Source organism: Marinococcus luteus (genome assembly GCF_900106595.1).
GTDB lineage: Bacteria > Bacillota > Bacilli > Bacillales > Marinococcaceae > Marinococcus > Marinococcus luteus.
Genome location: NZ_FNNC01000001.1, coordinates 89358 through 110342, shown reverse-complemented (window position 1 = coordinate 110342; position 20985 = coordinate 89358). Strand labels below are relative to the sequence as shown.

The 20985-nt window shown below is 46.5% G+C and carries 20 protein-coding genes; 8 read left to right on the top strand and 12 right to left on the bottom strand.

What is annotated here, in order from left to right; genetic code table 11:
* Positions 1-8: 8 nt before the first annotated feature.
* Complete coding sequence (locus BLV22_RS00570) at positions 9-998, bottom strand: NAD(P)/FAD-dependent oxidoreductase (RefSeq protein WP_091610171.1); 990 nt, start codon at positions 996-998, stop codon at positions 9-11.
* Between the two features lie 90 nt (positions 999-1088).
* On the opposite strand from BLV22_RS00570, the gene BLV22_RS00565 reads away from it, so the two are divergent.
* Positions 1089-1898, top strand: a complete 810-nt coding sequence (locus tag BLV22_RS00565) for an ion transporter (protein WP_091610170.1) — start codon at positions 1089-1091, stop codon at positions 1896-1898.
* 46 nt (positions 1899-1944) lie between these two features.
* Here BLV22_RS00565 and BLV22_RS00560 read toward each other — a convergent pair whose 3' ends face one another.
* Positions 1945-3312 carry an aspartate kinase gene (locus tag BLV22_RS00560; protein WP_091610169.1) on the bottom strand — a complete coding sequence of 456 codons (1368 nt, stop codon included), beginning with the start codon at positions 3310-3312 and terminating at the stop codon, positions 1945-1947.
* 401 nt (positions 3313-3713) lie between these two features.
* On the opposite strand from BLV22_RS00560, the gene BLV22_RS00555 reads away from it, so the two are divergent.
* Positions 3714-4022, top strand: a complete 309-nt coding sequence (locus BLV22_RS00555; protein WP_022792668.1) for a MerR family transcriptional regulator — start codon at positions 3714-3716, stop codon at positions 4020-4022.
* Between the two features lie 206 nt (positions 4023-4228).
* A complete protein-coding gene (gene cbpB / locus BLV22_RS00550) occupies positions 4229-4675 on the top strand; it encodes a cyclic-di-AMP-binding protein CbpB (RefSeq protein ID WP_091610168.1) in 447 nt (148 codons plus the stop codon).
* Between the two features lie 19 nt (positions 4676-4694).
* Here the strand turns inward: cbpB and BLV22_RS00545 are convergent, their stop codons facing one another.
* Entirely contained in the window at positions 4695-5150 is a 456-nt protein-coding gene (locus BLV22_RS00545; protein WP_091610166.1) for an SRPBCC family protein, read from the bottom strand.
* Between the two features lie 55 nt (positions 5151-5205).
* Positions 5206-5646 carry a YlbF/YmcA family competence regulator gene (locus BLV22_RS00540; RefSeq protein WP_091610164.1) on the bottom strand — a complete coding sequence of 147 codons (441 nt, stop codon included), beginning with the start codon at positions 5644-5646 and terminating at the stop codon, positions 5206-5208.
* Positions 5647-5774: 128 nt separating this feature from the next.
* Between BLV22_RS00540 and BLV22_RS00535 the strand changes: the two genes are divergently transcribed.
* Positions 5775-6287: a PaaI family thioesterase gene (locus tag BLV22_RS00535; RefSeq protein ID WP_176967578.1), complete on the top strand. Its 513-nt coding sequence runs from the start codon at positions 5775-5777 to the stop codon at positions 6285-6287.
* A gap of 97 nt (positions 6288-6384) precedes the next feature.
* Positions 6385-7449, top strand: a complete 1065-nt coding sequence (ytvI, locus tag BLV22_RS00530; protein ID WP_091610161.1) for a sporulation integral membrane protein YtvI — start codon at positions 6385-6387, stop codon at positions 7447-7449.
* Between the two features lie 32 nt (positions 7450-7481).
* On the opposite strand, the gene BLV22_RS00525 is transcribed toward ytvI, so the two are convergent.
* Positions 7482-7994 (bottom strand): DUF420 domain-containing protein, encoded by a 513-nt coding sequence (locus tag BLV22_RS00525; protein WP_091612200.1) that lies wholly within the window; start codon positions 7992-7994, stop codon positions 7482-7484.
* Positions 7995-8303: 309 nt separating this feature from the next.
* On the opposite strand from BLV22_RS00525, the gene BLV22_RS00520 reads away from it, so the two are divergent.
* Positions 8304-9203: a COX15/CtaA family protein gene (locus BLV22_RS00520; RefSeq protein WP_091610159.1), complete on the top strand. Its 900-nt coding sequence runs from the start codon at positions 8304-8306 to the stop codon at positions 9201-9203.
* Between the two features lie 18 nt (positions 9204-9221).
* Here BLV22_RS00520 and BLV22_RS00515 read toward each other — a convergent pair whose 3' ends face one another.
* From BLV22_RS00515 to BLV22_RS00500, 4 genes are all read right to left on the bottom strand, one after another.
* Positions 9222-10391 (bottom strand): GNAT family N-acetyltransferase, encoded by a 1170-nt coding sequence (locus tag BLV22_RS00515; protein WP_091610158.1) that lies wholly within the window; start codon positions 10389-10391, stop codon positions 9222-9224.
* A 3-nt stretch (positions 10392-10394) separates the two neighbouring features.
* Positions 10395-11822, bottom strand: coding sequence for a cryptochrome/photolyase family protein (locus BLV22_RS00510; protein WP_091610156.1), 1428 nt, complete (start codon positions 11820-11822; stop codon positions 10395-10397).
* 201 nt (positions 11823-12023) lie between these two features.
* On the bottom strand, positions 12024-15470 hold the full coding sequence (gene pyc, locus BLV22_RS00505) for a pyruvate carboxylase (RefSeq protein WP_091610155.1): 3447 nt from the start codon (positions 15468-15470) through the stop codon (positions 12024-12026).
* 283 nt (positions 15471-15753) lie between these two features.
* Positions 15754-16071 carry an Fpa/YlaN family protein gene (locus tag BLV22_RS00500; RefSeq protein ID WP_091610153.1) on the bottom strand — a complete coding sequence of 106 codons (318 nt, stop codon included), beginning with the start codon at positions 16069-16071 and terminating at the stop codon, positions 15754-15756.
* A 173-nt stretch (positions 16072-16244) separates the two neighbouring features.
* Here BLV22_RS00500 and BLV22_RS00495 point away from each other — a divergent pair, with 173 nt between their 5' ends.
* Positions 16245-16757: a hypothetical protein gene (locus BLV22_RS00495; RefSeq protein ID WP_091610152.1), complete on the top strand. Its 513-nt coding sequence runs from the start codon at positions 16245-16247 to the stop codon at positions 16755-16757.
* A 38-nt stretch (positions 16758-16795) separates the two neighbouring features.
* Here the strand turns inward: BLV22_RS00495 and BLV22_RS00490 are convergent, their stop codons facing one another.
* On the bottom strand, positions 16796-18118 hold the full coding sequence (locus tag BLV22_RS00490) for a PhoH family protein (protein WP_091610150.1): 1323 nt from the start codon (positions 18116-18118) through the stop codon (positions 16796-16798).
* Between the two features lie 44 nt (positions 18119-18162).
* Entirely contained in the window at positions 18163-18621 is a 459-nt protein-coding gene (locus BLV22_RS00485) for a pyridoxamine 5'-phosphate oxidase family protein (RefSeq protein ID WP_091610148.1), read from the bottom strand.
* Positions 18622-18806: 185 nt separating this feature from the next.
* On the opposite strand from BLV22_RS00485, the gene BLV22_RS00480 reads away from it, so the two are divergent.
* Entirely contained in the window at positions 18807-19007 is a 201-nt protein-coding gene (locus BLV22_RS00480; protein ID WP_091612197.1) for a YlaI family protein, read from the top strand.
* A 91-nt stretch (positions 19008-19098) separates the two neighbouring features.
* Here BLV22_RS00480 and typA read toward each other — a convergent pair whose 3' ends face one another.
* On the bottom strand, positions 19099-20934 hold the full coding sequence (typA, locus tag BLV22_RS00475; RefSeq protein WP_091610146.1) for a translational GTPase TypA: 1836 nt from the start codon (positions 20932-20934) through the stop codon (positions 19099-19101).
* Positions 20935-20985 lie beyond the last annotated feature (51 nt).

The following is a 20985-nucleotide window of genomic DNA, read 5'->3' as shown; positions in this document are numbered from 1 at the left end:
CCTGCTTTTTATTGAAGCAGGGAAATAATTTTACCTGCCGCATCCTTTCCGCTTAAAACGGCTCCTTCTACTTTTCCTTCCCCAAACGCGTCTCCGGCGAATGCAAGAGGATACGGCGAATCATAGCTCCTTGAACGGTCCGGATACATATGCACCGCCTTCGCATACCGCCAGCGCTTCGGGTGAAGCTCCGTTATTTTTTTGCGGTCAAGGAGCGGCCCGGCAATTCGGCACAGTTCTTCGGCAAAAGCTTCGTCGCTGTCATCCCAGTGCTCCCTCGACCATTCGCCTTCTGCGTGTATGGTAATAACGCAGGAAGCAGAAATGCCTTTCTGATGATTACAGCCGATAAACTGAATTCTCGAATCCCTGGTCTGGATGCCTCCTGGCGCCTCAAGAGGACTCTCTCCGTCATATTCGACCATTACGGATAAGCACGGGTCATAGCGGACAGAAGAAAGATCTTTTTCCCACCTCCGCTCTCCGGGAACGTTTTGCAGCATATCGAGGGACTGCGGCACCGGGGAAGTTAAAAGTACAGCCAGCGCTTCCATTTGTTTAGTATCTGTACGAAGCAGCCAGCCTTCTTCCCCGGGCACGATCGACGTAATTTTCGTTTCTTTTTCTATCGTTTTCCCCTTCCATAAATTTTTCATCAGTGGGGCCATCCCGGCCCGCCCGACATATCTCGGATGGCCGTCTCCCTGAAAATGCTGCTTTTGCTCAAGGTTTTCGAGCTGGATAAACCCATTGCTCCAATTGCGTATGTATCCCGCCGCTTCCCATTCTTTTACTGTCTCTTTCATCGATTGACTTCTGGCAGTGAAGAACTGAGCCCCGTGATCCGCACGGCCGTCGTTCAATCTTCGTGTAGCCATTCTGCCGCCGAGTCCTCTGCTTTTTTCTACAACCTCAGTGCGCAGCCCGTGCTTTTCAAGCTCCCGGTTCGCGCTCCATCCGGCGAGGCCGGCACCGATAATAATGACATCCGGATTCATATATTTCCTCCTCACACAGCTATTTCTTTTCTTCGTTTGTTTTTTTCTGTACAATCAAAACGGTTCACATCTTTTTAAAGGAGTCCACCAATGAGCGAGATATCTACCTTTACCCGTTTTAGGCAGCGTTTAGCTGTCATTTTGGATCAGCCGTTTTTTACCGCTGTTGTAACGACACTTATTTTATTTAACGCACTGCTCGTAGGGCTTGAAACTTCCGAAACCTTGTACAGCCGCTATGAAAATACGTTTTCTGTGCTGAATTACATACTTCTCTGGCTGTTTACCATCGAAGTTATCATCCGGTTTTTAGGGATTTTTCCCTCCCATCGTTTTTTCCGGTCTCCCTGGAACTGGTTTGATTTCTTCATTGTAGCAGCCGGGCACATTTTTGCCGGTTCGGCCTTTATCACCGTCCTCCGGGTGCTCCGGGTCCTCCGGGTGCTTCGGGCTATCACAGTTGTCCCTTCTCTGCGACGGCTCGTGGATGCTCTGCTCCGCACCATCCCTTCGCTGGGAAACATCATGATTCTGATGAGCATCATTTTTTACGTGTATGCAGTAATTGGCACAATGCTTTACCGCGACACGGCTCCTGAATATTTCGGGGACATTTTCCAGTCTTTGCTGACGCTTTTTCAGGTCGTCACCCTCGAGTCATGGGCAAGTGCAGTCATGCGGCCAATCGCTGAAACCAATCCATTAAGCTGGATTTATTTTGTCTCCTTTGTGCTCGTCGGAACATTTGTTGTGTTTAACCTGTTTGTCGGTGTCATTGTAAGTAACGTTGAAAAGGCAGAAGCCGAAGAAAGTGAAGACAAGCTGCAGAAGCAGCTCGATCACATGGAGAGCGAGCTGAGCGATATTAAACAGCTTCTAAAAGAAAAACAGAAGGATTAGCTTTTTATGCACAAAAGAGGGCAGCCCGTGGCCGCCCTCTTTATTTTTACTGCAGTACTTCTTTCGTGCTGAAAAATTCTTCATATAAACCGCGGATGGCCTCATCAACGTGCTCTTCAGCAATACCGAAACTGAGTGACACTTCAGATGAGCCCTGGTTGATCATTTCAATGTTAATGCCTTTTTCAGAGAATGCACGGGTCGCGCGGGCAGCTACACCGACTGTTTCATGCATGCCTTCGCCTACGAGCATAATCATCGCGTAGCCTTTTTCAATATAGGCGTCGTCTGCATCGAGTTCATTCATGATCCGCTCAATGATACGCTGTTCTTTTTCTTTGGACATCTGGCCTTCTTCGATAATGATGGACGTGTCATCGATCCCTGATGGCATGTGCTCATACGAAACTCCTTCGTCTTCAATAATCGCAAGCAGCCGGCGGCCGAAACCTACTTCTCTGTTCATTAAGTATTTGCGCACGTAGATAGTTTCAAATCCTTTATCTGCCGCAATACCGATAATTGGGTTCAATGAATATTCCCGTTCAGAAATGATCATCGTGCCGCTTCCCTGCGGATTATTTGTGTTTTTCACGCAGACCGGAATCTTTTTGCGAAAAGCCGGAATGAGTGCTTCATCATGAAAAACAGCGAATCCTGCATAGGAAAGCTCCCGCATTTCACGATAAGTCATCCGCTTAATCGCACACGGACTGTCCACCACCGTCGGGTTGGCTGCAAATACCGAGTCCACATCTGTGAAGTTTTCGTAAAGGTCAGCCTGTACTCCTGCAGCCAGAATAGAGCCGGTAATATCTGAACCTCCCCGGGAGAAGGTCACGAGATCCCCTTCTTTCGAATAGCCGAAAAAGCCTGGGAAGACTACTACTCCGTCACGCTCGCGCAGCTTATAAATGTGGTCGTAGGACTCGTTGAGCACCTGGGCATTACCGGGAGTGTCGCTTACAAACAAGCCGGCATCATTTGGGTTAACATACTCGGCGACGGTTCCGATACTCTGCAGATACCTTGCCACTACCTTAGCGCTATTATCTTCGCCGCCGGCTTTCATTTGATCAACAAAACGTCCTTCGTTACTTTTGGTGAACTGAATCCGGGCTTCAATATCACTTTCAATAGTTGCAATAATGTCGTCTGATAAATTCAGTTCGGCTGTAATACTCCGGAAGCGTTCCAGTACTCTGTTTTTGGCCTCTTCCACCCCGGAATTCTCCAGGCAGGCTTCCGCAAGGGCAATTAATAAATCTGTCACTTTCGTATCTTCACTGTTTCGTTTACCTGGGGCAGAGACTACCACCACCCTGCGGTCTTCATCGGTCGCTACGATGTCTGCCACCTTTTTAATCTGCTCTGCACTTGCCAAAGAGCTTCCGCCAAATTTAGCTACTTTCATTTTTCTGTCACTCCTGTCATTATTTCCAGTCTTTGTATAAATATCATTCGTGTATATTGCCTGCTTTGTTATTATGATGTGAATTGTTCAAAAATTTCACAATTAATAGATTATCACATGTTCTATTCGTCAACAATCAGTAATATAAATGGTTAAAGCCTATTTGGCCCGATTCTTATGTAAAAGAACCCGTGGCCCTTTCTATACTCGTAATCCATAGCAATTACTTACAATTGATAAGCCGCAGTCGTTTATTTATTAATTCCCTCCTTTTCATGGGTTCAAGCATTAATTTTACAATTTCAACCCTCTGATATGTAAGGTAATCTAACAAAAGGCCATACATGAAAAAGTAATTATGGTATATTAGCTTACAAAAGAGATGAAAAGGGGAGCAAACTATGTCGTCATACAAAGATAAAAAAGTAATTACGATTGGAGTTATGAGCGAATTAACTGGACTTTCTGAAAGAAAAATTCGTTATTATGAAGAGCGTAAACTGATTTACCCTGACCGCACCTCCGGCGGAACCAGGAAATATTCTTTTTTGGATGTAGAGCGGCTCCTCGATATTGCAGAAAAAATGGAAGACGGTATGCAGACATTTGAAATCCGCCGCATGGAGCAAAAGAAAATGAAAAACAAAGAATTGCGGGAGAGAATGCTGCGCGGCCAGCTGAACGCAGCCTTCAATATGCGTAAAGGCTGACCCCATTTTCTTCCAAAAAGACAGCTGTTGAGTCGATTTGAATCAACAGCTGTCTTTGGTCTGTCTAAAAGCGCCCAGATCACCGTTAATTACGTTTTTTGGAACTTGACGAAACCTTGAAATCCTTTTATTATTCAACTTGTCTTTATATCTCTGCGTTGTAGTTATCGTTCTTTTACTCTATGAGAAATCAATGAAAGTATGTGATGACAGTGCTTCATGAGTTAAAAAACACAAATATTATGGATCAGGAAATAGCTGAACTGATCATCGGCCACGAAAAAGTAGCCCATGTACAGGCAGCCAATCCCCTTGACCATGCGCTTTTGATACTAATTAAATCCGGTTACACTGCGGTCCCGGTGTTAGATATGCATTACCGTGTACAGGGCCAGATCAGCAAAGCCCAGGTACTTGATACGATCCTCGGCACAGAACGGATCGAAATGGATAAGCTCCATGAGCATACCGTAGAATCGGTCATGTCGGAAAAAGTTCCGAAAATGAACGTGGATGATAACTTCGGGAAGGCGTTGACGCTTTCTATTAACCATCCATTTGTATGTATTGAAGATGATGAAGGTGCTTTTGTCGGCCTCATTACACGGCGGGCTATTCTGGTTATGGTCCACCGCGAATTTCAATCTGATTAAAGGAAGCTCCGCTTTTCAATTAAAAAGCGGAGCTTCCTTTATTTTCTGGGCTGAACTGTTTTACCACAAAGGCTTTGCGGCTTTTAAACATTCCGCCTAAAAAGCACTTCACCATCCAGGCCGGCACCACTGACTCAAATTCGATGTAATCATGAACTCCCGTGAGCGGTCCGAGTTCCTGGAAAGTATGAGTATGCTTCCACACTGTAAACGGGAAAGGCAGTTTTTTTCCTTCATCCTGAAACACGTTCGGCTCATCCACGTAAGTAATAACCGAATCCCATACAGTTTTCCATAGACCAAAATAAAGATACAGACGGATCTCCGCCCCTGCTTCTGTTTTTCCGGAAGATTCTACTTCGACTTCGGGAAACTGCGTCATTTCTTCAAGCTGTACCGGGTCCTGAAAGTAATTCCAGACTTCTTTTCTGGACGCAGGTACTACGGTCTGGGCTTCAAACACACCTTTAAACATAACAAAACCTCCTCTTTAAAGGAGGTATACCCTAAAAGAGGAGGTTTTATGTTTATCAGGAGCAGCCGCAGCTTCCCCCGGTCGAACAGCCGCACGACTGGTTATCATAAAACGGATTGCCTGTAGGCACTTTGATTGAAGATGATACGGATTCTGCTACGAGAGTGGATATTTCTGTCAGTAAATTATCAAGCGCTTTTTCTGCCTGACGGTACCGGATGACTGTCTCATGCATATCCATTTCCCGCTTTACGACTCTCACCTGCTTAGCAGTTGTTTTATAGTCCGGGTGATATGCTCCGAAGCGCTGTACTTCTTCGTACTGATCCTTCCAGCTTAAAAAATTATTAATTTTTTCCTGGGCTTCCGGATCTTCCTTCATTGCTTTTTTGGCTTCCTTATATTCGATATATATATCAGACTCCACAACCATGTGTCCTAACTGTTCCGATTGCTCGAGTATATCTACAGACGTCGATGCTTCTATTACAGACATACATTCACCTCCGCTTTTATTTTATCATGGATCCCCTCATTCTATGAAGAAAGAATCATCATATTTGTTCGCTTTTTATCTTATTGCTACAATATAAAAAGAAGTGCACTACGGAGAGGATGACAAACATGACAGAAAAACATTCACCCCAGCTGACAGAACAGGAGATGCTTGAAAACATTCTGGAAGATGGATCCCCGGAAGCCAAAGAGCTGACTAAGCATTACCTTAAACTGCTGCACGACTGGGACTCTTCAGACGCCAGAAGCGGCGTGGAGCATTTAATGAACACTTCCACCTACTGGCAGGACGAAGAAACGCTCTGCGCATCAATTCCCGTTCATTCCGGCCTGCATAACACTCACGGCATCGTTCACGGCGGCGTACTGACAACGATAATGGACAATTCCATGGGGGTGCTCCTTTCGGAGCTGTCTCCTGTTCCCGGCGATATTTTAACGATCGATATTCACGTGCAATTTATCTCTGCCGGCACCGGCAGCGAGCTCACCTGCAAAGCGTCCCCGATCACTGTCGGCCGCCGGATCTCCTATGCCGAAGCCGCAGTTTATGATGAAGAAAGCCGGCTCATCGCAAAAGCAGACGGCACCTTTTATTTAAAACAGGCTTCCCGCTCCTGACTCAACTTCCATTAATTTAGTACTACTATCCGTTTAAATACATTATAATGAATAAAGTACGTACATACTGCTTCATTTTGATGAAAGGAGTTTCCCTGTGACCGCCCTGCTGACAAAAAAAAATATCTTCCGATTTATCGGCATCGTTCTTGCCCTTGTCGCTCTTTACTTTATTCTGCCTGTCTCGGGTCCTATTATTCTTGCTTGGCTGACAGCCCTGGCCCTTTCTCCGGCTGTGCGCCTCGCTATGCGTTCTCTTAAGATCAAACGGCCGTTTTCAGTCATGATCGTTTTCTCGGCTTTTCTGTTACTATTAATTCTACTCGGCTATTTGTTGATTACGCAGGTGATTACCCAGGTGGTGGCTTTCTCCAAAAACCTCCCTACATATATCAGCAATCTTGTGGAAACCGTAGAAAACATTCAAACCGGGCTGAACAACCGCTACGAGCAGTGGAATCTGCCGCAGGACACCATTGATCAGATCAACGACCGGATTGCCGAGATGCTCACAGGCCTTCAGGAAAATATCGCAAGCGACGACCTGCTGAATCAGGCGACAGCGATTATCGCTTCCATTCCCGGCTATTTAATCATGTTTTTAGTGTACTTGATCGCTCTTTATTTGTTCATGATCGATCTCCCAAGACTGACGGACAAATTCTATTCCTTTTTAAAGCCTGAAACCACTGAGAAATTTCAATTCATGACCAGTCGGCTCGCTGAAGTAATTCTTGGCTTCTTCAAAGCTCAATTTTTAGTCAGCTTAATTATACTCGCGGTTACGTTTATCGGATTAATGATTTTCACCCCGGAAGTCGCGATTGTGATGAGTCTGATCATATGGGCCGTTGATTTCATTCCAATTATCGGCTCGATCGCCATCCTCGCCCCGTGGTCTATCTATATGTATATCAGCGGCGATCTTGTCCTTGGAACACAGCTGCTGGCGCTTGGTATTGTTCTGCTCATTATTCGCCGCACGGTCGAACCAAAGGTAATGGGACACCATATCGGACTTTCCCCGCTGGCCACACTAATCAGCCTGTATCTCGGACTTACCCTTCTCGGCGTAGTAGGCTTTATCGTCGGTCCACTCGCAGTTATTGCTTTTACGTCTGCTCGGGAAGCAGGGCTTATCAAATTAAATTTCAGATTATAAAAAAGGAAAGCCCGCCGGCTTTCCTTTTTTTCTCAATAATAAGGGGCGATCATGAAATAAACCACTACGCCGGTAATGCTTACATAGAGCCACAGCGGCATCGTCCACCGTGCAATTTTGCGGTGCTTCTGTACCTGATACGTAAATCCTTTTAAGAAAGTATAGATTGAAAGCGGCACGATCAATGCTGCCAAAATAATGTGAGAGATCAAAATAAAATAATACACATACTGAATGATCCCTTCCCCGCCGTAGGACGTGCTCGAAGCAAGGCTGTGATACGCCAGATACGTGACGAGAAAAAGAGCAGTGGTCGAGAATGCTCCGTATATAAACCGGCGGTGCATCTTAATATTTTTTCTTAAAATAAAGTATAAAGCCCCGAGTAAAAACACAGTCGTAAAGCTGTTAAAAATTGCATTCATCATCGGCAGAATGGTCAGATCGAAGCCATTAAATGTCTGTCCGCCGCCTTCTACAAAAATCAAAATCGTTACAAGCCCATTAATAATCACACTGAGCAGAATCACGATCCATGTATGCATGCGATTAGTGCGCTTCTGTTCTTCGGCCTTTAATTGCGACACGTATATTCCCCCTCTTATCTGGTAGCGGTTATATTATACTAAATCATGCAGCTTTTTGCAGAACCCTGAATTAACAATCCGGTGAACGTTTTTTCTTTGGCCCTCCTGCTTTCACATATTTTTCACATTTCAATATTTGTTCATGCAAGTCTCAGGATTAAAAATTGACTTTTTCAGGCTGGAAATCTACGATTAATTATGTAAGAAAAACGCGAAATTTTTAACTGCATTTATTTAATTGCATTTATATTGAAGGAGTGACTTATTTTGCACTGGGGACTACGCACATTCGGCGTCATTACTTCCATCGGCATGCTCATTGTACTGCTTCAGGGAGCTCTGGTGACTAACACAGGATCCGGCGAAGGCTGTGGTGCCACCTGGCCGCTTTGTTTCGGGGAAGTAGTACCTTCCAACCCTGCCGTCGCCACTATTATTGAATACAGCCACCGGCTCTGGTCGGGACTGATGGGGCTTTTTGTTATCATTCTTGCTATCTGGTCGTCCGTGAAGCTTTCCCACTTACGGGAGACAAAATTCATGGCGCTGATGGCTGTATTGTTTATTATCTTTCAGGGATTAATGGGAGCCGGCGCTGTCATCTGGGGAAACTCGAGTCTCGTGCTCGCGCTTCATTTCGGCATCAGTGCCATCTCGCTTGCCACAGTTATCATGCTCACAATACTCGCATTTGAGGATAACGAGAAGCCGTCGCTGCAGCCAAAAGTAACGAAAGGCTACCGCAGTTACCTGATCGCTACTATCGTCTATTCCTATGCCGTCATCTATACCGGAGCCTACGTGAAGCATTCCGGCGGATCGGAGATGGCCGGGTGGATCCACCGCGGCGCTGCTGTCGCCCTCATGATTGTCGTTGCAGTTCTGATGATCTGGACGCTAAAACGATTCAGGGCCTATACGTCCCTCACAGCTATGAGTGTGATGACATTCGTTTTAATACTCGTTCAGGCAGGCGCAGGTATCGCGCTCCTTTTCGGGGCGCCTCACTTAACATCGGTGCTTATTCATGCGCTGACGATCAGCATCATTTTCTCTATCATGACCTATATGCTCGTGATCATTACGAGACGGCCGGCCGTTTCATCAGCAGAGCTTACCAGCACCTCCAACAGCATTCAGCAAAAAGAAGCAGGCCTTCATCATTAAAAGGCCTGCTTCTTTGCATTAGAAAAAGTCGTACATAAATGGAGTGAATCCCGGCAGAACATGGTCAAGCAGCTCCAGCTGCTGTTTACTTCCTTTCACGAGCGACGTTCGCTCGGCCTCCCGAACGGTAATATACCCCATAACAAGGGCGGTCAATGTGTTAATGGAAAGTTCAATACCGGTACGGTTTGAGAGAACTTCTTTAATTTCTGTACGGCCCTCTTTCGATTTATACAGCTGCCAGCTCGTATTGTTCCAATCACAGAAGTCATCCTCCACATGCAGCACCAAGGACTCCTCAACCGGCAGATTCAACGGATACTGATGCAAAAATGGATATACATCGACAATCCGGGCCATAAAGTAGCTTTTTCTCGTTTCTTCAATTTTCGGCTCCGGAAGTAAATAACGGCTGGGATCATCAATAACTGGAGAAATTTTGGCCGTTTCAATCATGGAATCATGATTCGCCAGAAACCGCCACAATTCTCTGCGTGCATCTTCATGCCAGGCCACAAATTCATGCACGGTCAGCTGCTGCTCTTTCACCTCATACAACACATATCCGCTGTCAAAACCATTCGCATCAGTGTATACAGCAGCATTACCTTTTTTACGCTGGAGCGTCCGGTTTTTCCACCACTGTTCAGACCGCGCAATCATGCCGGCATACTGTTTCGCCCACTTCTGATAGATATAGTCGAGAATCTGCCAGTCCTGCTGATAAATTCGGCGGATGCTGCCCTTTTCAGGCTCTCCAGTGTCCGGAAGCTCGTTTTTCGTCACCTTCCAGTGCTTTGTATCACAAAACACTTCCCAGCCGAATTTTCGGTAAAAGGAAGTCGAAAACGGATAAAGCATCGAGATGGGAACCCCCCTCTCCCTCAAATCCACCAGCGCTTCTTTCAGCAGTGAACGCACCAGGCTCCCACGGCGTTTTTCCGGCCATGTTGCCACACCGGAGATTCCTCCCATCGGCATCTTTACTTCCCCGAGATAAATTACCGTAGGGAAAATAGCTACCTTAGAGAGTACCTTTCCCCGCTCGACCGCGACCCAGTTATCCTGGGGAACGATAGTCCGCCGCCTTTCCCGGCGCTGTTCTTCTGTTAAATGAATTTGAAAAGCATATTGGGCCAGATCCAGACTCTGATCGATTTCTGATTTTTTCATACGGCGAATGTCCATGGCTTACTCTCCTTTAAACATCTCAATTGCTTTCTTTCGCTGTACCGCGTGGTCTACATCGGGCTTCGGGTAGTCCTGCCCGAGGATGCAGCCATACTCCTTTTGCTGCTGTTCATTCATTTTCCACGGAGTATGAATATATTTTTTCGGCACTCTATGCAGCTCCGGCACATATTCACGAATATAGTCGCCCTGCGGATCAAAACGTTCACTCTGCCTTACTGGAGAAAAGACACGGAAGTACGGCACCGCATCTGTACCAGTGGAAGCAGCCCACTGCCATCCGCCGGCATTGGAAGAAGGATCATAATCAATCAGCCTTTCAGCAAAATATCTCTCCCCTTCTCGCCAGTCGATCAAATAATCCTTAGTTAAAAAGGAAGCAGCGATCATTCTTCCACGGTTATGCATCCAGCCTATCTCATTTAACTGCCGCATACAGGCATCTACAATCGGATAGCCGGTACGGCCTTCCTTCCATCTCTCCAGTCTCTTTTCATCATACTCCCACGGCAGATACCGATACGCTTCTTTCAGCTCCGTATTTTTCAGCTCAGGGCGCGTGGCGTGAATCATATTATAATAATCTCTCCAGGCGAGTTCACTTACAAAAGCTTCAGCTCCCGGGTTCCCTTCTTCAAGCTGCTCTGAGAGGGCTTGATAGATCGTCCGCACTGACAGCCGGCCGGTTTTTAAGTAGGCAGACAGCCGGCTTGTGCCATCACTGGAAAGGGCATTGTTCGTTTCATGATACTCCGGGGCGATTTCCTCCACAAACGTTTCCAGCCGTTCCCGCCCATCTTTCTCCGCCGTGCGCTCCCACGTCTTTCCGTTATTGTTCAAATAAGAAGACAGTTTATTATAAGCAGCTTTTTGCGGCAGGTCCAAACGGGCCTGCTGGCTGATTATGCGACCTAGCCTGCATTCAAACGGCTGTTCCTTTTCAAGTTGGCGCCAGGCACGATAATAAGGAGTGTAGACAGAATAGAGCCCGCCGTCTTTTTTCTTCACTTCATCGGAGCGATGAAAATGAGCGTCTTTATAAGCATGTGTTTCTACACTTCGCTGCTGCATTTCTTTTAGTACCTGCTCGTCCCGGCGGGCGGCTTGCGGTGCCTCGTCTTCATTAAAAAATAGATGCGTAAGCGCCGGCACCTTCTCTTTTAAGTAAGTGAAAGCCTCATCCGCCGAACCGTGCAGAAAATATAATTGTATATGTTGATCATCGCATTCTTTGCGAAATTTTTCTAGATTTTGAAAAAAATAATCATGATGAGGGCACGAATACTCATAAAAGTGCGGATCAAGATGAAAAACCAGGAACCACTGCCTGTCTTCTTCTGCTTCCACCCATCGCTGCATTTCATGCATTGCCCGGTTATCTGTTAACCTTAAATCCCTTCGCATCCATAAAGCACTTACTTCCGTCATACACTCCGCTCCTTTTAAACCCTAATGCTTCCTCTTCAATTCTATACCTTTTTTCCGTTTATTTTACGCTTTTTCCTGAAGAAAACATCCCCCAAACAGATTTATCTTTCCAGAAATGTTTTTCTCGATGCTGGGAAAAATACCTCCTTTTTATATTCATCATAAAAAAAGACCGGCCCGCCGGCCGATCTTTTTTACCTGTTATTCAAATTCGAGAAGGAGATCTCCCGATTCGATCGGTTCATTATTTCCTACATACACGCCTTTGATTTTTCCATCAAATGGGGCCTGTACGGTCGTTTCCATCTTCATTGCTTCTGTAATCATAAGCTGGTCGCCTTTAGCCACTTCATCTCCCTCTTTTACAGAGGTTTTCAGCACGGTTCCAGGCATCGTTGCTCCGATTTGGTTAGGATTTGATTTGTCTACTTTCGGACGTACATTGGCATCCACCTTGGCGTTTTTATCCTTAATAACCACCTCACGGGACTGCCCGTTCAATTCAAAGTACACATTTCTATGACCGGTTTCATCCGGCTCTGATACAGAAATGAGCTTCACGATCAGCGTTTTTCCTTTTTCGATTTCCACTTCCACTGTCTCCCCGAGCTCGAGCCCGTAGAAAAATGTCGGTGTATCCAACATAGATACATCACTGAAGCTTTGCCGGAACTGTTCAAACTCCATGTATACTTTTGGATACATCGCGTAGGAAATCATATCATGGCTCGTCACTGGCCGGTCGAGTGTATTAAAGAGCTCTTCTTCAATAGCTTTGAAGTCGACCGGTTCGAGGTTTTCACCCGGACGGTTCGTAATCGGGGTACGGTCCTTCAAAATAATTTTTTGAAGTTTTTCCGGGAAGCCCTGGTGCGGCTGCCCTAAATACCCCTGGAAGAATTCCACTACGGAGTCCGGGAAGTCGAGGTTCTGGCCGTTATCGTAAACATCCTCTTCTGTCAGGTCGTTCTGTACCATATACAGTGCCATATCCCCAACGATTTTCGACGAAGGTGTTACTTTTACAACGTCCCCAAACATGTCATTGACACGGCGGTACATTTTTTTCACTTCCCGCCAGCGGTCGCCAAGGCCTACCGCTTTGGCCTGCTGCTGCAGATTGCTGTACTGGCCGCCCGGCATTTCGTGTTCATATACCTCAGGTGCAGGCGAACGCATACCGCTTTCAAAGCCCTGGTAGTATTCACGCGTCGTATCCCAGAAGTCACTGAGCTCCTGCAGGGCGCCAACATCAATTTTCGGCTGGCGCTTGTTGCCTGCCAGTGCATAGTACAGGCCGTCTGCGCTTGGCTGCGAAGTAAGACCTGCCATGGAACTTTCAGCCACATCGACAATATCCACTCCTGCTTCAACAGCACGGGCATATGTGAAAATACCGTTGCCGCTCGTGTCATGCGTGTGCAGGTGAACCGGGATGGAAATCGAATCCTTAAGTTCAGAGACAAGCTGGTACGCGGCTTCCGGCTTTAACAGGCCTGCCATATCTTTGATGCCCAGAATGTGGGCGCCGGCGTTTTCAAGCTCTTTTGCGAGATTTTTATAATATTTCAGGTCATATTTGTCCCGTTTAGGGTCGAGAATATCCCCTGTATAACACATAGCTGCCTCAGCAATTTTATTTGTCTGACGCACTTCATCAATCGTAAGCGTCATGCCTTTCAGCCAGTTAAGGGAATCAAAGATACGGAAAACATCGATGCCGGCATATGCTGATTTTTGAACAAACTCTTTAATCAGGTTGTCCGGATAGTTTTTGTATCCCACGGCATTGGACGAACGGAAAAGCATCTGCAGGAGCGTGTTCGGCATGCGCTCACGAAGTTCAAGCAGCCGGGTCCACGGATCTTCATGCAGAAAGCGCATGGCCACATCAAAAGTAGCCCCACCCCACATCTCGGAGGAGAATAAGTTAGGGAGCATCCGGGAGGTTGGCTCTGCGATACGCTTCAGGTCGTCGCTCCGGACCCTGGTGGCAAGCAGCGACTGGTGGGCGTCGCGGAACGTGGTGTCGGTCAAAAGCACTTCGTTTTGATCTTTGACCCAGTTCGCAAGTCCCTCCGGCCCCTGTTCGTCGAGAATCTGCTTCGTTCCTCTCGGTATCGGCTTTTTCTTATCGATTTTTGGGACCACTGGCTTGTTGAGCGTCGGCTTTGGTGTATTTTCAAGCCCAGGATACCCGTTTACAATCGTTTCACCGATAAATGTGAGCATTTTCGTTCCGCGGTCCTGACGTACCGGAAAGACGAACAGCTCCGGACTCGAATCGATAAAGGATGTGTCGTATGTGCCCGTAATGAATTTCTCGTGCTGGACGACATTTTCCAGAAACGGGATGTTTGTACGAATACCGCGGATCCGGAATTCCCGCAGGTTCCGGAGCATTTTTTCAGACGCTCCTTCAAACGTGCGCGCCCATGTAGATACTTTTACAAGCAGCGAATCGTAGTACGGGGAAATGATCGCTCCCTGGAAACCGTTACCAGCATCGAGCCTCACTCCGAAGCCGCCGCTTGAACGGTAAGCCATAATCCGTCCTGTATCCGGCATAAAATCATTCGCAGGGTCCTCTGTCGTCACACGGGACTGGATAGCATACCCAAACGTTTTAATATCTTTTTGCTCCGGAATATCTATGGAAGCGTCGTGCAGAGTGCCCCCGTCAGCGATTTTCAACTGGGACTGCACGATGTCCACCCCGGTAATCATTTCTGTAATTGTGTGCTCCACCTGCACACGCGGGTTCACTTCAATAAAGAAAAATTCGCCCTGGTCGTTTACAAGAAACTCCACCGTGCCCGCATTAACGTATTCAATATTTCTGGCAAGCTTGACGGCTGCATCGCAAATACGTTCACGCAGCGACTCGTCGAGCGCAATACTCGGCGCTACCTCCACTACCTTCTGGTGACGGCGCTGAATTGAGCAGTCACGCTCGTATAAATGTATGACGTTTCCTGCTTTATCACCGAGCACCTGTACTTCAATGTGCTTTGGATTTTCCACGAACTTTTCAACATAAACAATGTCGTTGCCAAAAGCAGATTTGGCTTCGGATTTCGCCCGGTCGTAAGCATCCTCCAGCGATTCTGCGTCGCGGACAATACGCATGCCCCGTCCGCCGCCGCCAAGGGAAGCTTTAATCATGATCGGGAATCCGTGCTTGTCAGTAAAGTCCTTTACTTCCTCCACACTGTCTACCGGCCCGTCGCTTCCTGGAATAACCGGAAGATCGGCAGCGATAGCTGTTTCTCTTGCTTTGACTTTATCCCCGAACATCTCCAGGTGACGGGTTTCAGGCCCGATGAAGGTGATGCCTTCTTCGTCACATCTTCTGGCAAAATCAATATTTTCAGAAAGAAACCCGTAGCCCGGGTGAATCGCGTCGACCCCGTTCTCTTTTGCCGTACGGATAATGTCTTCGATATCCAGGTACGCATCGATTGGCTTCTGCCCTTCCCCTACTAAGTATGCTTCGTCTGCTTTATAACGGTGAAACGCCCCTACATCTTCATTGGAATAAATAGCCACGGTGCGTATATGTAATTCGGTGCACGCCCGAAATATGCGTATAGCAATTTCACCGCGGTTTGCTACTAGTACCTTTTTAATATTCTCTAGACCGTTCATCCTTCTCCTCCTCTTATCTAATGCAGGATCTATCTATCTTATCCCGATAGGATCAATCAGAATTATCTTCAATGACTGATAATTCTAAATATAAATTATCATACGCAAGAACTAGGCCATCTGTCAAAGTAATATTCTCATTTTTTAAAAATTTATACTTATTTTGAATGTGCAAGGTTCCTGCGTAACGTTTCTTTACCCTGTTTTTCTCCTGCATAAAACTTTGAATTAAAAATACGCCTGTTTGTAAAAAAACCAAGCTATTCAATTAGAATAGCTTGGCTCATCCACCGACTGTCGCTTCATGAAAAGCAGCAAGTTTCCGTTCGAGTTCAGAAAGAATTTGTTTACCGGTATGTTCGTCGATGAGATTTAAACGAATGGCAAAATCAATTTCTCTTGAAAGGCCAAACATTTGTGTATCAAGCACCTCTTCGTAAAGCGGGCATTGAGGCATTGTCAGGTTGTCCATCTGTACTTCAATAAGTTTTCTAATTTTCTCAGCATCTGCTTTTAATAAAGCATATGCTTTCTCACTATGTTCTGTTGCTGCCCTCGTGCTCAAGGCAATCCCTCCTACAAGCTGACTCCTTCTATTCATCTTATCTGTTCATTAAAAAAAAAGCAAGATGGTTTGCGTATAAAATCTTGATTCTTCAGACTATATGCCACAATTTCCGGGGCAGCAATAGCTTCTGCTTTTTCTCTATTACCCGGTTGTGGTAGCATAAAAACCAGTTCCTATCAGCAGCTATTTAATTGGAGGTGCTCCTCATGAATTTCATTGTAATGATCCAGGGAAATGTTCATTTCCCGATCACCCTCGATCCTACTACATGGATTTTTGACGACCGTAAAATTGACCTCGACACGTATTTTGATACCGATCCTTCCGCTGAAGAACAGCCTTCCACGGAAGCTGATCATACAGCCAGAAGGTTTGCAAGAGACCGCGAAGAAGGGTCAAACGCCCCGGACCCGGATCCTGGCCGGGGACGCACCAATAAGGTGCGCAACAAAAAAGAAGCTATCATTAATGGATCATTTGGCATCAGATTCGAGCCGTTTTTGGAGAACGCCGAACCGAAAGAAGACGCCAGCCACGTCGTTGTGGAAACTGAAGCGGAAACTCATCTCGTTTCTCTTGAGGAGGCAAAAAATTTCATTGTGGCATTTTCCCATAAAGGAAGCCCGTTGAAAGAAGACGGACCGGTTCACATATATTACGGGGACGGATCCAATAAGACCAATCCTATTCGGCACGTGACGGGCTTTCGGGTAAAATAATCAGAAAAGACAGCTGGAGAGTTTCCAGCTGTCTTTTCTTATAATATATCTGCTGCAAGCTGGGCAAGGCCGGAGCGTTCTCCTTTTTCCAGTTTTACATGCCCGCTGACCCCCTGGTTTTTGAACATTTCAACCACATAAGCGAGCCCATTATTCAGTTCATCGAGATACGGATGATCGATCTGGGCCGGGTCGCCGAGAAAAACAATTTTACTGCCTTCCCCCACCCTTGTCAGTATCGTTTTCACCTCATGCTTTGTCAGATTTTGGGCTTCATCAATAATAATATACTGATCCGGAATGCTCCGGCCCCGGATATAAGTTAAAGCCTCCACCTGAATTGATCCCATCCCGGCAAGAATGGAATCGAGTTCGCCAGGCTTCTTAGCGTTAAATAAATACTCCAGATTATCATAGATAGGCTGCATCCAGGGCCGCAGTTTTTCATCCTTTTCACCCGGCAGATACCCTATATCTTTCCCAAGCGGAACGACAGGTCTTGCCACCAGCAGCTTATGGTAGCGCTCCATGTCTTCAATCTGAAGCAAACCGGCTGCTAGCGTTAACAGGGTCTTTCCAGTCCCTGCCCTTCCGGTTAACGTTACAAGCGGGATATCTTCTCTGAGCAGCAGCTCAAGTGCCATCTTCTGTTCAACATTTTTCGGCCGTATGCCCCACACATGGTCAATATCGGAAGTGAACTTGCGGATTCTTTTTCCGGATTCATCGACTTTTGCAAGAGCTGAAGAGCTGCTCAGGGCGTCTCTTAAGATGAGGAATTCGTGAGGACAAAATCCTTGTTCCGAAACTTCTTCAGAGGCCAGTGACCCTTCCTCAAAAAAAGCGTCAAGCAGCGGCCGGTCAACCGTCAGCGTCTGATGCCCTTTGTAAATATTGTCGTACTGAGTGACGCGGTCATTCAGAAAGTCTTCGGCTGTTATACCGAGTGCGTCTGCTTTTACGCGTACAAGAGCGTCTTTGCTGATAATGACGACATGGTAGTCTCCCATCAGTTCGTATTCGTCCTTTAAATTTTGAGCCACTGCCAGAATACGGTTGTCATTGGTTACCTCTATAAAGGTATCTTTCATGCTCTCATACGAACGGTGATTCAGCTCTACACGCAGTGTGCCTCCTGAACCAAGAGGAACTCCTTCATGCAGCCTGCCTTTTCCACGGAACCGGTCCAGAATTCTTGCTGTCTCTCTCGCATTCCTGCCGAGCTCATCCATTAATCTTTTTTTGGCATCAATTTCTTCTAATACGACAGCTGGAATTACGACATGATGTTCTTCAAACTGGTAAATGGCCTGGGGATCTTGGAGCAGTACGTTCGTATCTAAAACGTAAATTTTTTTCATATCAGGTGCTTCCCCCTATCTTGTCTCTATCGGGATCTTTACATTCAGTATATATTCTTCATCGCTTCAAGTACTTTTTTGTCTAATTCTTCTGCCGCTTCCGGGTCGTATGTCTTCTCAAACAACGGTCCGCGGAGCATTTTCGATCCATAAAACATTATGTCCTTCACTTCAACAACATTCACTTCTATAATCGCAAGCGGAAAAGAAATTCCACTTACTTCAGTTGTTAAAATTTTCCCTTCTCCTGCAATGGAATACGTAGTGCCTCCGCCGATGACAGTCATTGCCATGCCAGGTATTTCCCGCAGATTTTTCACTGCAGACGCCCGGGCATCAACAGCAAACCGGAGAATCCGCGGAGACGCTGCATAAACCCATGAGACAGCGTGAACGTCCGGGGTGGAATTGTTCGGTTCGATGGTAGAAACCGTCACATATTGTTCCTGCTTTAATAAATGGACGATTTCGTCGGGTAGTTCGTCAAACACTCGACTAGCCATATGTATCCCCCCTTATATGTATAATAGTACCATTTTGATCAGAAAATTTGTCCAATCTTTTTCGGATTTATCTGTTTATTTTTTTCTGTCCCAATCTGCTGACGCTCTTTCTGTTATCAGGGCAGCGGGCGTGTTATACTTGGTGCATATCTTTTGGCTGAACAAAGCAGAGGTGAAATGAAATGATGCGGGTAAAGTGCGTAATCTGCGATGAAATTCATAAATTGGACGATGAAAACCCTGAAGCAAAAAAAATTAGGAATCGGCCGATTCACACGTATATGTGCCCCGAATGCCATGACCGGATTTCGAACCGGACAAACGAGAGAAAAGCTACCGGCCATTTCCGTCTGTACCGGGACCCGGTTAAAAACAACAACTGGTAATAGTGAGATCTTACAGGCCCTCGGCTTTTCGGAAACATGTTTATTAATAATAAAAATTCCGGCTGCAGTTTTTACTGCAGCCGGAATTTTTTTATTTGGAAACGCTCTGGCGTTTTTCTTCGCGTTCACGTTCGCCTTTTTGGAGAATTTTCTTTCTGAGCCGGATTGAATCCGGAGTAACTTCACAGTACTCATCTGCGTTTAAATACTCGAGAGCTTCTTCGAGAGTCAGAATCCGGGGCCGTTTCATCGTTACAGTCTGATCTTTGTTAGCTGAACGCACGTTTGTCTGCTGCTTCGCCTTTGTCACGTTTACAGCCAGATCATTTTCGCGGCTGTGTTCGCCGACAATCATGCCTTCATAAATTTCGGTTCCGGGCTCAACAAACATTGTACCGCGGTCTTCAAGCTGCATCATACTGTACGGAGTCGCTTTTCCATTTTCCATGGAAACGAGCACTCCCTGACGGCGGCCGCCAATCTGTTCTTTAATATACGGACGGTATTCTTCAAACGTATGGTTCAGGATGCCGTATCCTTTGGTCTGGGATAGGAATTCATTCGTATATCCAACCAAACCACGGGATGGAATCATGAAATCAATCCGGACCTGGCCATCGCCTTTATTGACCATGTTTTCCATTTCGCCTTTACGTTCACCGAGAGACTCCATAACCGCTCCGGTATAGTCCTCCGGCACATCAACCTGCAGACGCTCATACGGCTCGCAGAGCACGCCGTCCACTTCTTTAACGATTACCTGCGGTTTGGATACCTGGAGTTCAAAATCTTCGCGGCGCAGGTTTTCAATTAAAATGGACAGGTGAAGCTCACCACGTCCGGAAATCAACCACGCGTCCGGGCTGTCCGTCGGATCGACACGGAGACTTACGTCTGTTTCGAGCTGCGTGAGCAGCCGCTCTTCAATTTTACGGCTCGTAATTTTAGATCCTTCGCGGCCGGCAAACGGACTGTTGTTCACAAGAATAGTCATCTGAAGCGTCGGCTCATCAATACGGAGTACCGGCAGTGCTTCCTGATGATCGACCGGGCACATTGTTTCCCCGACCATGATATCTTCCACACCGGAAATAGCCACAAGATCCCCGGCCTTGGCTTCGCTGATTTCTTCTTTTTTCAGTCCAAAGAAACCGAACATTTTGGAAATCCGGAATTTTTTTACCGTTCCGTCAAGCTTGACCAGTGCAGCATGGTCTCCTGTCCGGAGTGTTCCGCGGAACACTCTTCCTACGCCGATTCTACCAAGATAGTCATTATAATCAAGCATCGCTATCTGGAACTGGAACGGCTCATCGCTGTTATCAAAAGGAACCGGTACGTTGTCTGAGATCATGCGGAAAATAACGTCCATGTCCTCGTCCTGTTTTTCAGGATCTTCGCTTGCTGTTCCGTTAATAGCGGATGCATAAACAACTGGAAAATCGATTTGATCTTCGTTCGCTCCAAGCTCGATAAACAGATCCAGCACCTCATCCACAACTTCTGACGGGCGGGCCATATCCCGGTCGATTTTGTTTACTACTACCACCGGGGTTAAGTTCTGCTCAAGTGCTTTTTTCAAAACAAAGCGCGTCTGCGGCATGCAGCCCTCGTAGGCATCTACAACAAGAAGTACGCCGTCCACCATTTTCATGATGCGCTCTACTTCCCCGCCAAAATCCGCGTGGCCGGGAGTATCAAGAATATTGATACGCGTATCATGGTATTTCACTGCTGTATTTTTAGCCAGAATCGTAATGCCGCGTTCTTTTTCAATATCGTTTGTGTCCATTGCCCGCTCGTCCACCTGCTCATTTTCCCGAAATGTTCCTGATTGACGAAGAAGCTGGTCGACAAGAGTCGTTTTCCCGTGGTCAACGTGGGCAATAATCGCGATATTGCGAATATCTTTGCGTAAATCTGTCACTGTAAATCTCTCCTATTCTCTTGCTGCAATCATAACAAACCCTGGCGCTCG

Coding starts and splice junctions, on each gene's coding strand:
- BLV22_RS00570 (WP_091610171.1), bottom strand. CDS start 998: ATGAATCCGGATGTCATTATTATCGGTGCCGGCCTCGCCGGATGGAGC.
- BLV22_RS00565 (WP_091610170.1), top strand. CDS start 1,089: ATGAGCGAGATATCTACCTTTACCCGTTTTAGGCAGCGTTTAGCTGTC.
- BLV22_RS00560 (WP_091610169.1), bottom strand. CDS start 3,312: ATGAAAGTAGCTAAATTTGGCGGAAGCTCTTTGGCAAGTGCAGAGCAG.
- BLV22_RS00555 (WP_022792668.1), top strand. CDS start 3,714: ATGTCGTCATACAAAGATAAAAAAGTAATTACGATTGGAGTTATGAGC.
- cbpB (WP_091610168.1), top strand. CDS start 4,229: ATGACAGTGCTTCATGAGTTAAAAAACACAAATATTATGGATCAGGAA.
- BLV22_RS00545 (WP_091610166.1), bottom strand. CDS start 5,150: ATGTTTAAAGGTGTGTTTGAAGCCCAGACCGTAGTACCTGCGTCCAGA.
- BLV22_RS00540 (WP_091610164.1), bottom strand. CDS start 5,646: ATGTCTGTAATAGAAGCATCGACGTCTGTAGATATACTCGAGCAATCG.
- BLV22_RS00535 (WP_176967578.1), top strand. CDS start 5,775: ATGACAGAAAAACATTCACCCCAGCTGACAGAACAGGAGATGCTTGAA.
- BLV22_RS00525 (WP_091612200.1), bottom strand. CDS start 7,994: ATGCATACATGGATCGTGATTCTGCTCAGTGTGATTATTAATGGGCTT.
- BLV22_RS00515 (WP_091610158.1), bottom strand. CDS start 10,391: ATGGACATTCGCCGTATGAAAAAATCAGAAATCGATCAGAGTCTGGAT.
- BLV22_RS00510 (WP_091610156.1), bottom strand. CDS start 11,822: ATGACGGAAGTAAGTGCTTTATGGATGCGAAGGGATTTAAGGTTAACA.
- pyc (WP_091610155.1), bottom strand. CDS start 15,470: ATGAACGGTCTAGAGAATATTAAAAAGGTACTAGTAGCAAACCGCGGT.
- BLV22_RS00500 (WP_091610153.1), bottom strand. CDS start 16,071: ATGAATAGAAGGAGTCAGCTTGTAGGAGGGATTGCCTTGAGCACGAGG.
- BLV22_RS00495 (WP_091610152.1), top strand. CDS start 16,245: ATGAATTTCATTGTAATGATCCAGGGAAATGTTCATTTCCCGATCACC.
- BLV22_RS00490 (WP_091610150.1), bottom strand. CDS start 18,118: ATGAAAAAAATTTACGTTTTAGATACGAACGTACTGCTCCAAGATCCC.
- BLV22_RS00485 (WP_091610148.1), bottom strand. CDS start 18,621: ATGGCTAGTCGAGTGTTTGACGAACTACCCGACGAAATCGTCCATTTA.
- BLV22_RS00480 (WP_091612197.1), top strand. CDS start 18,807: ATGCGGGTAAAGTGCGTAATCTGCGATGAAATTCATAAATTGGACGAT.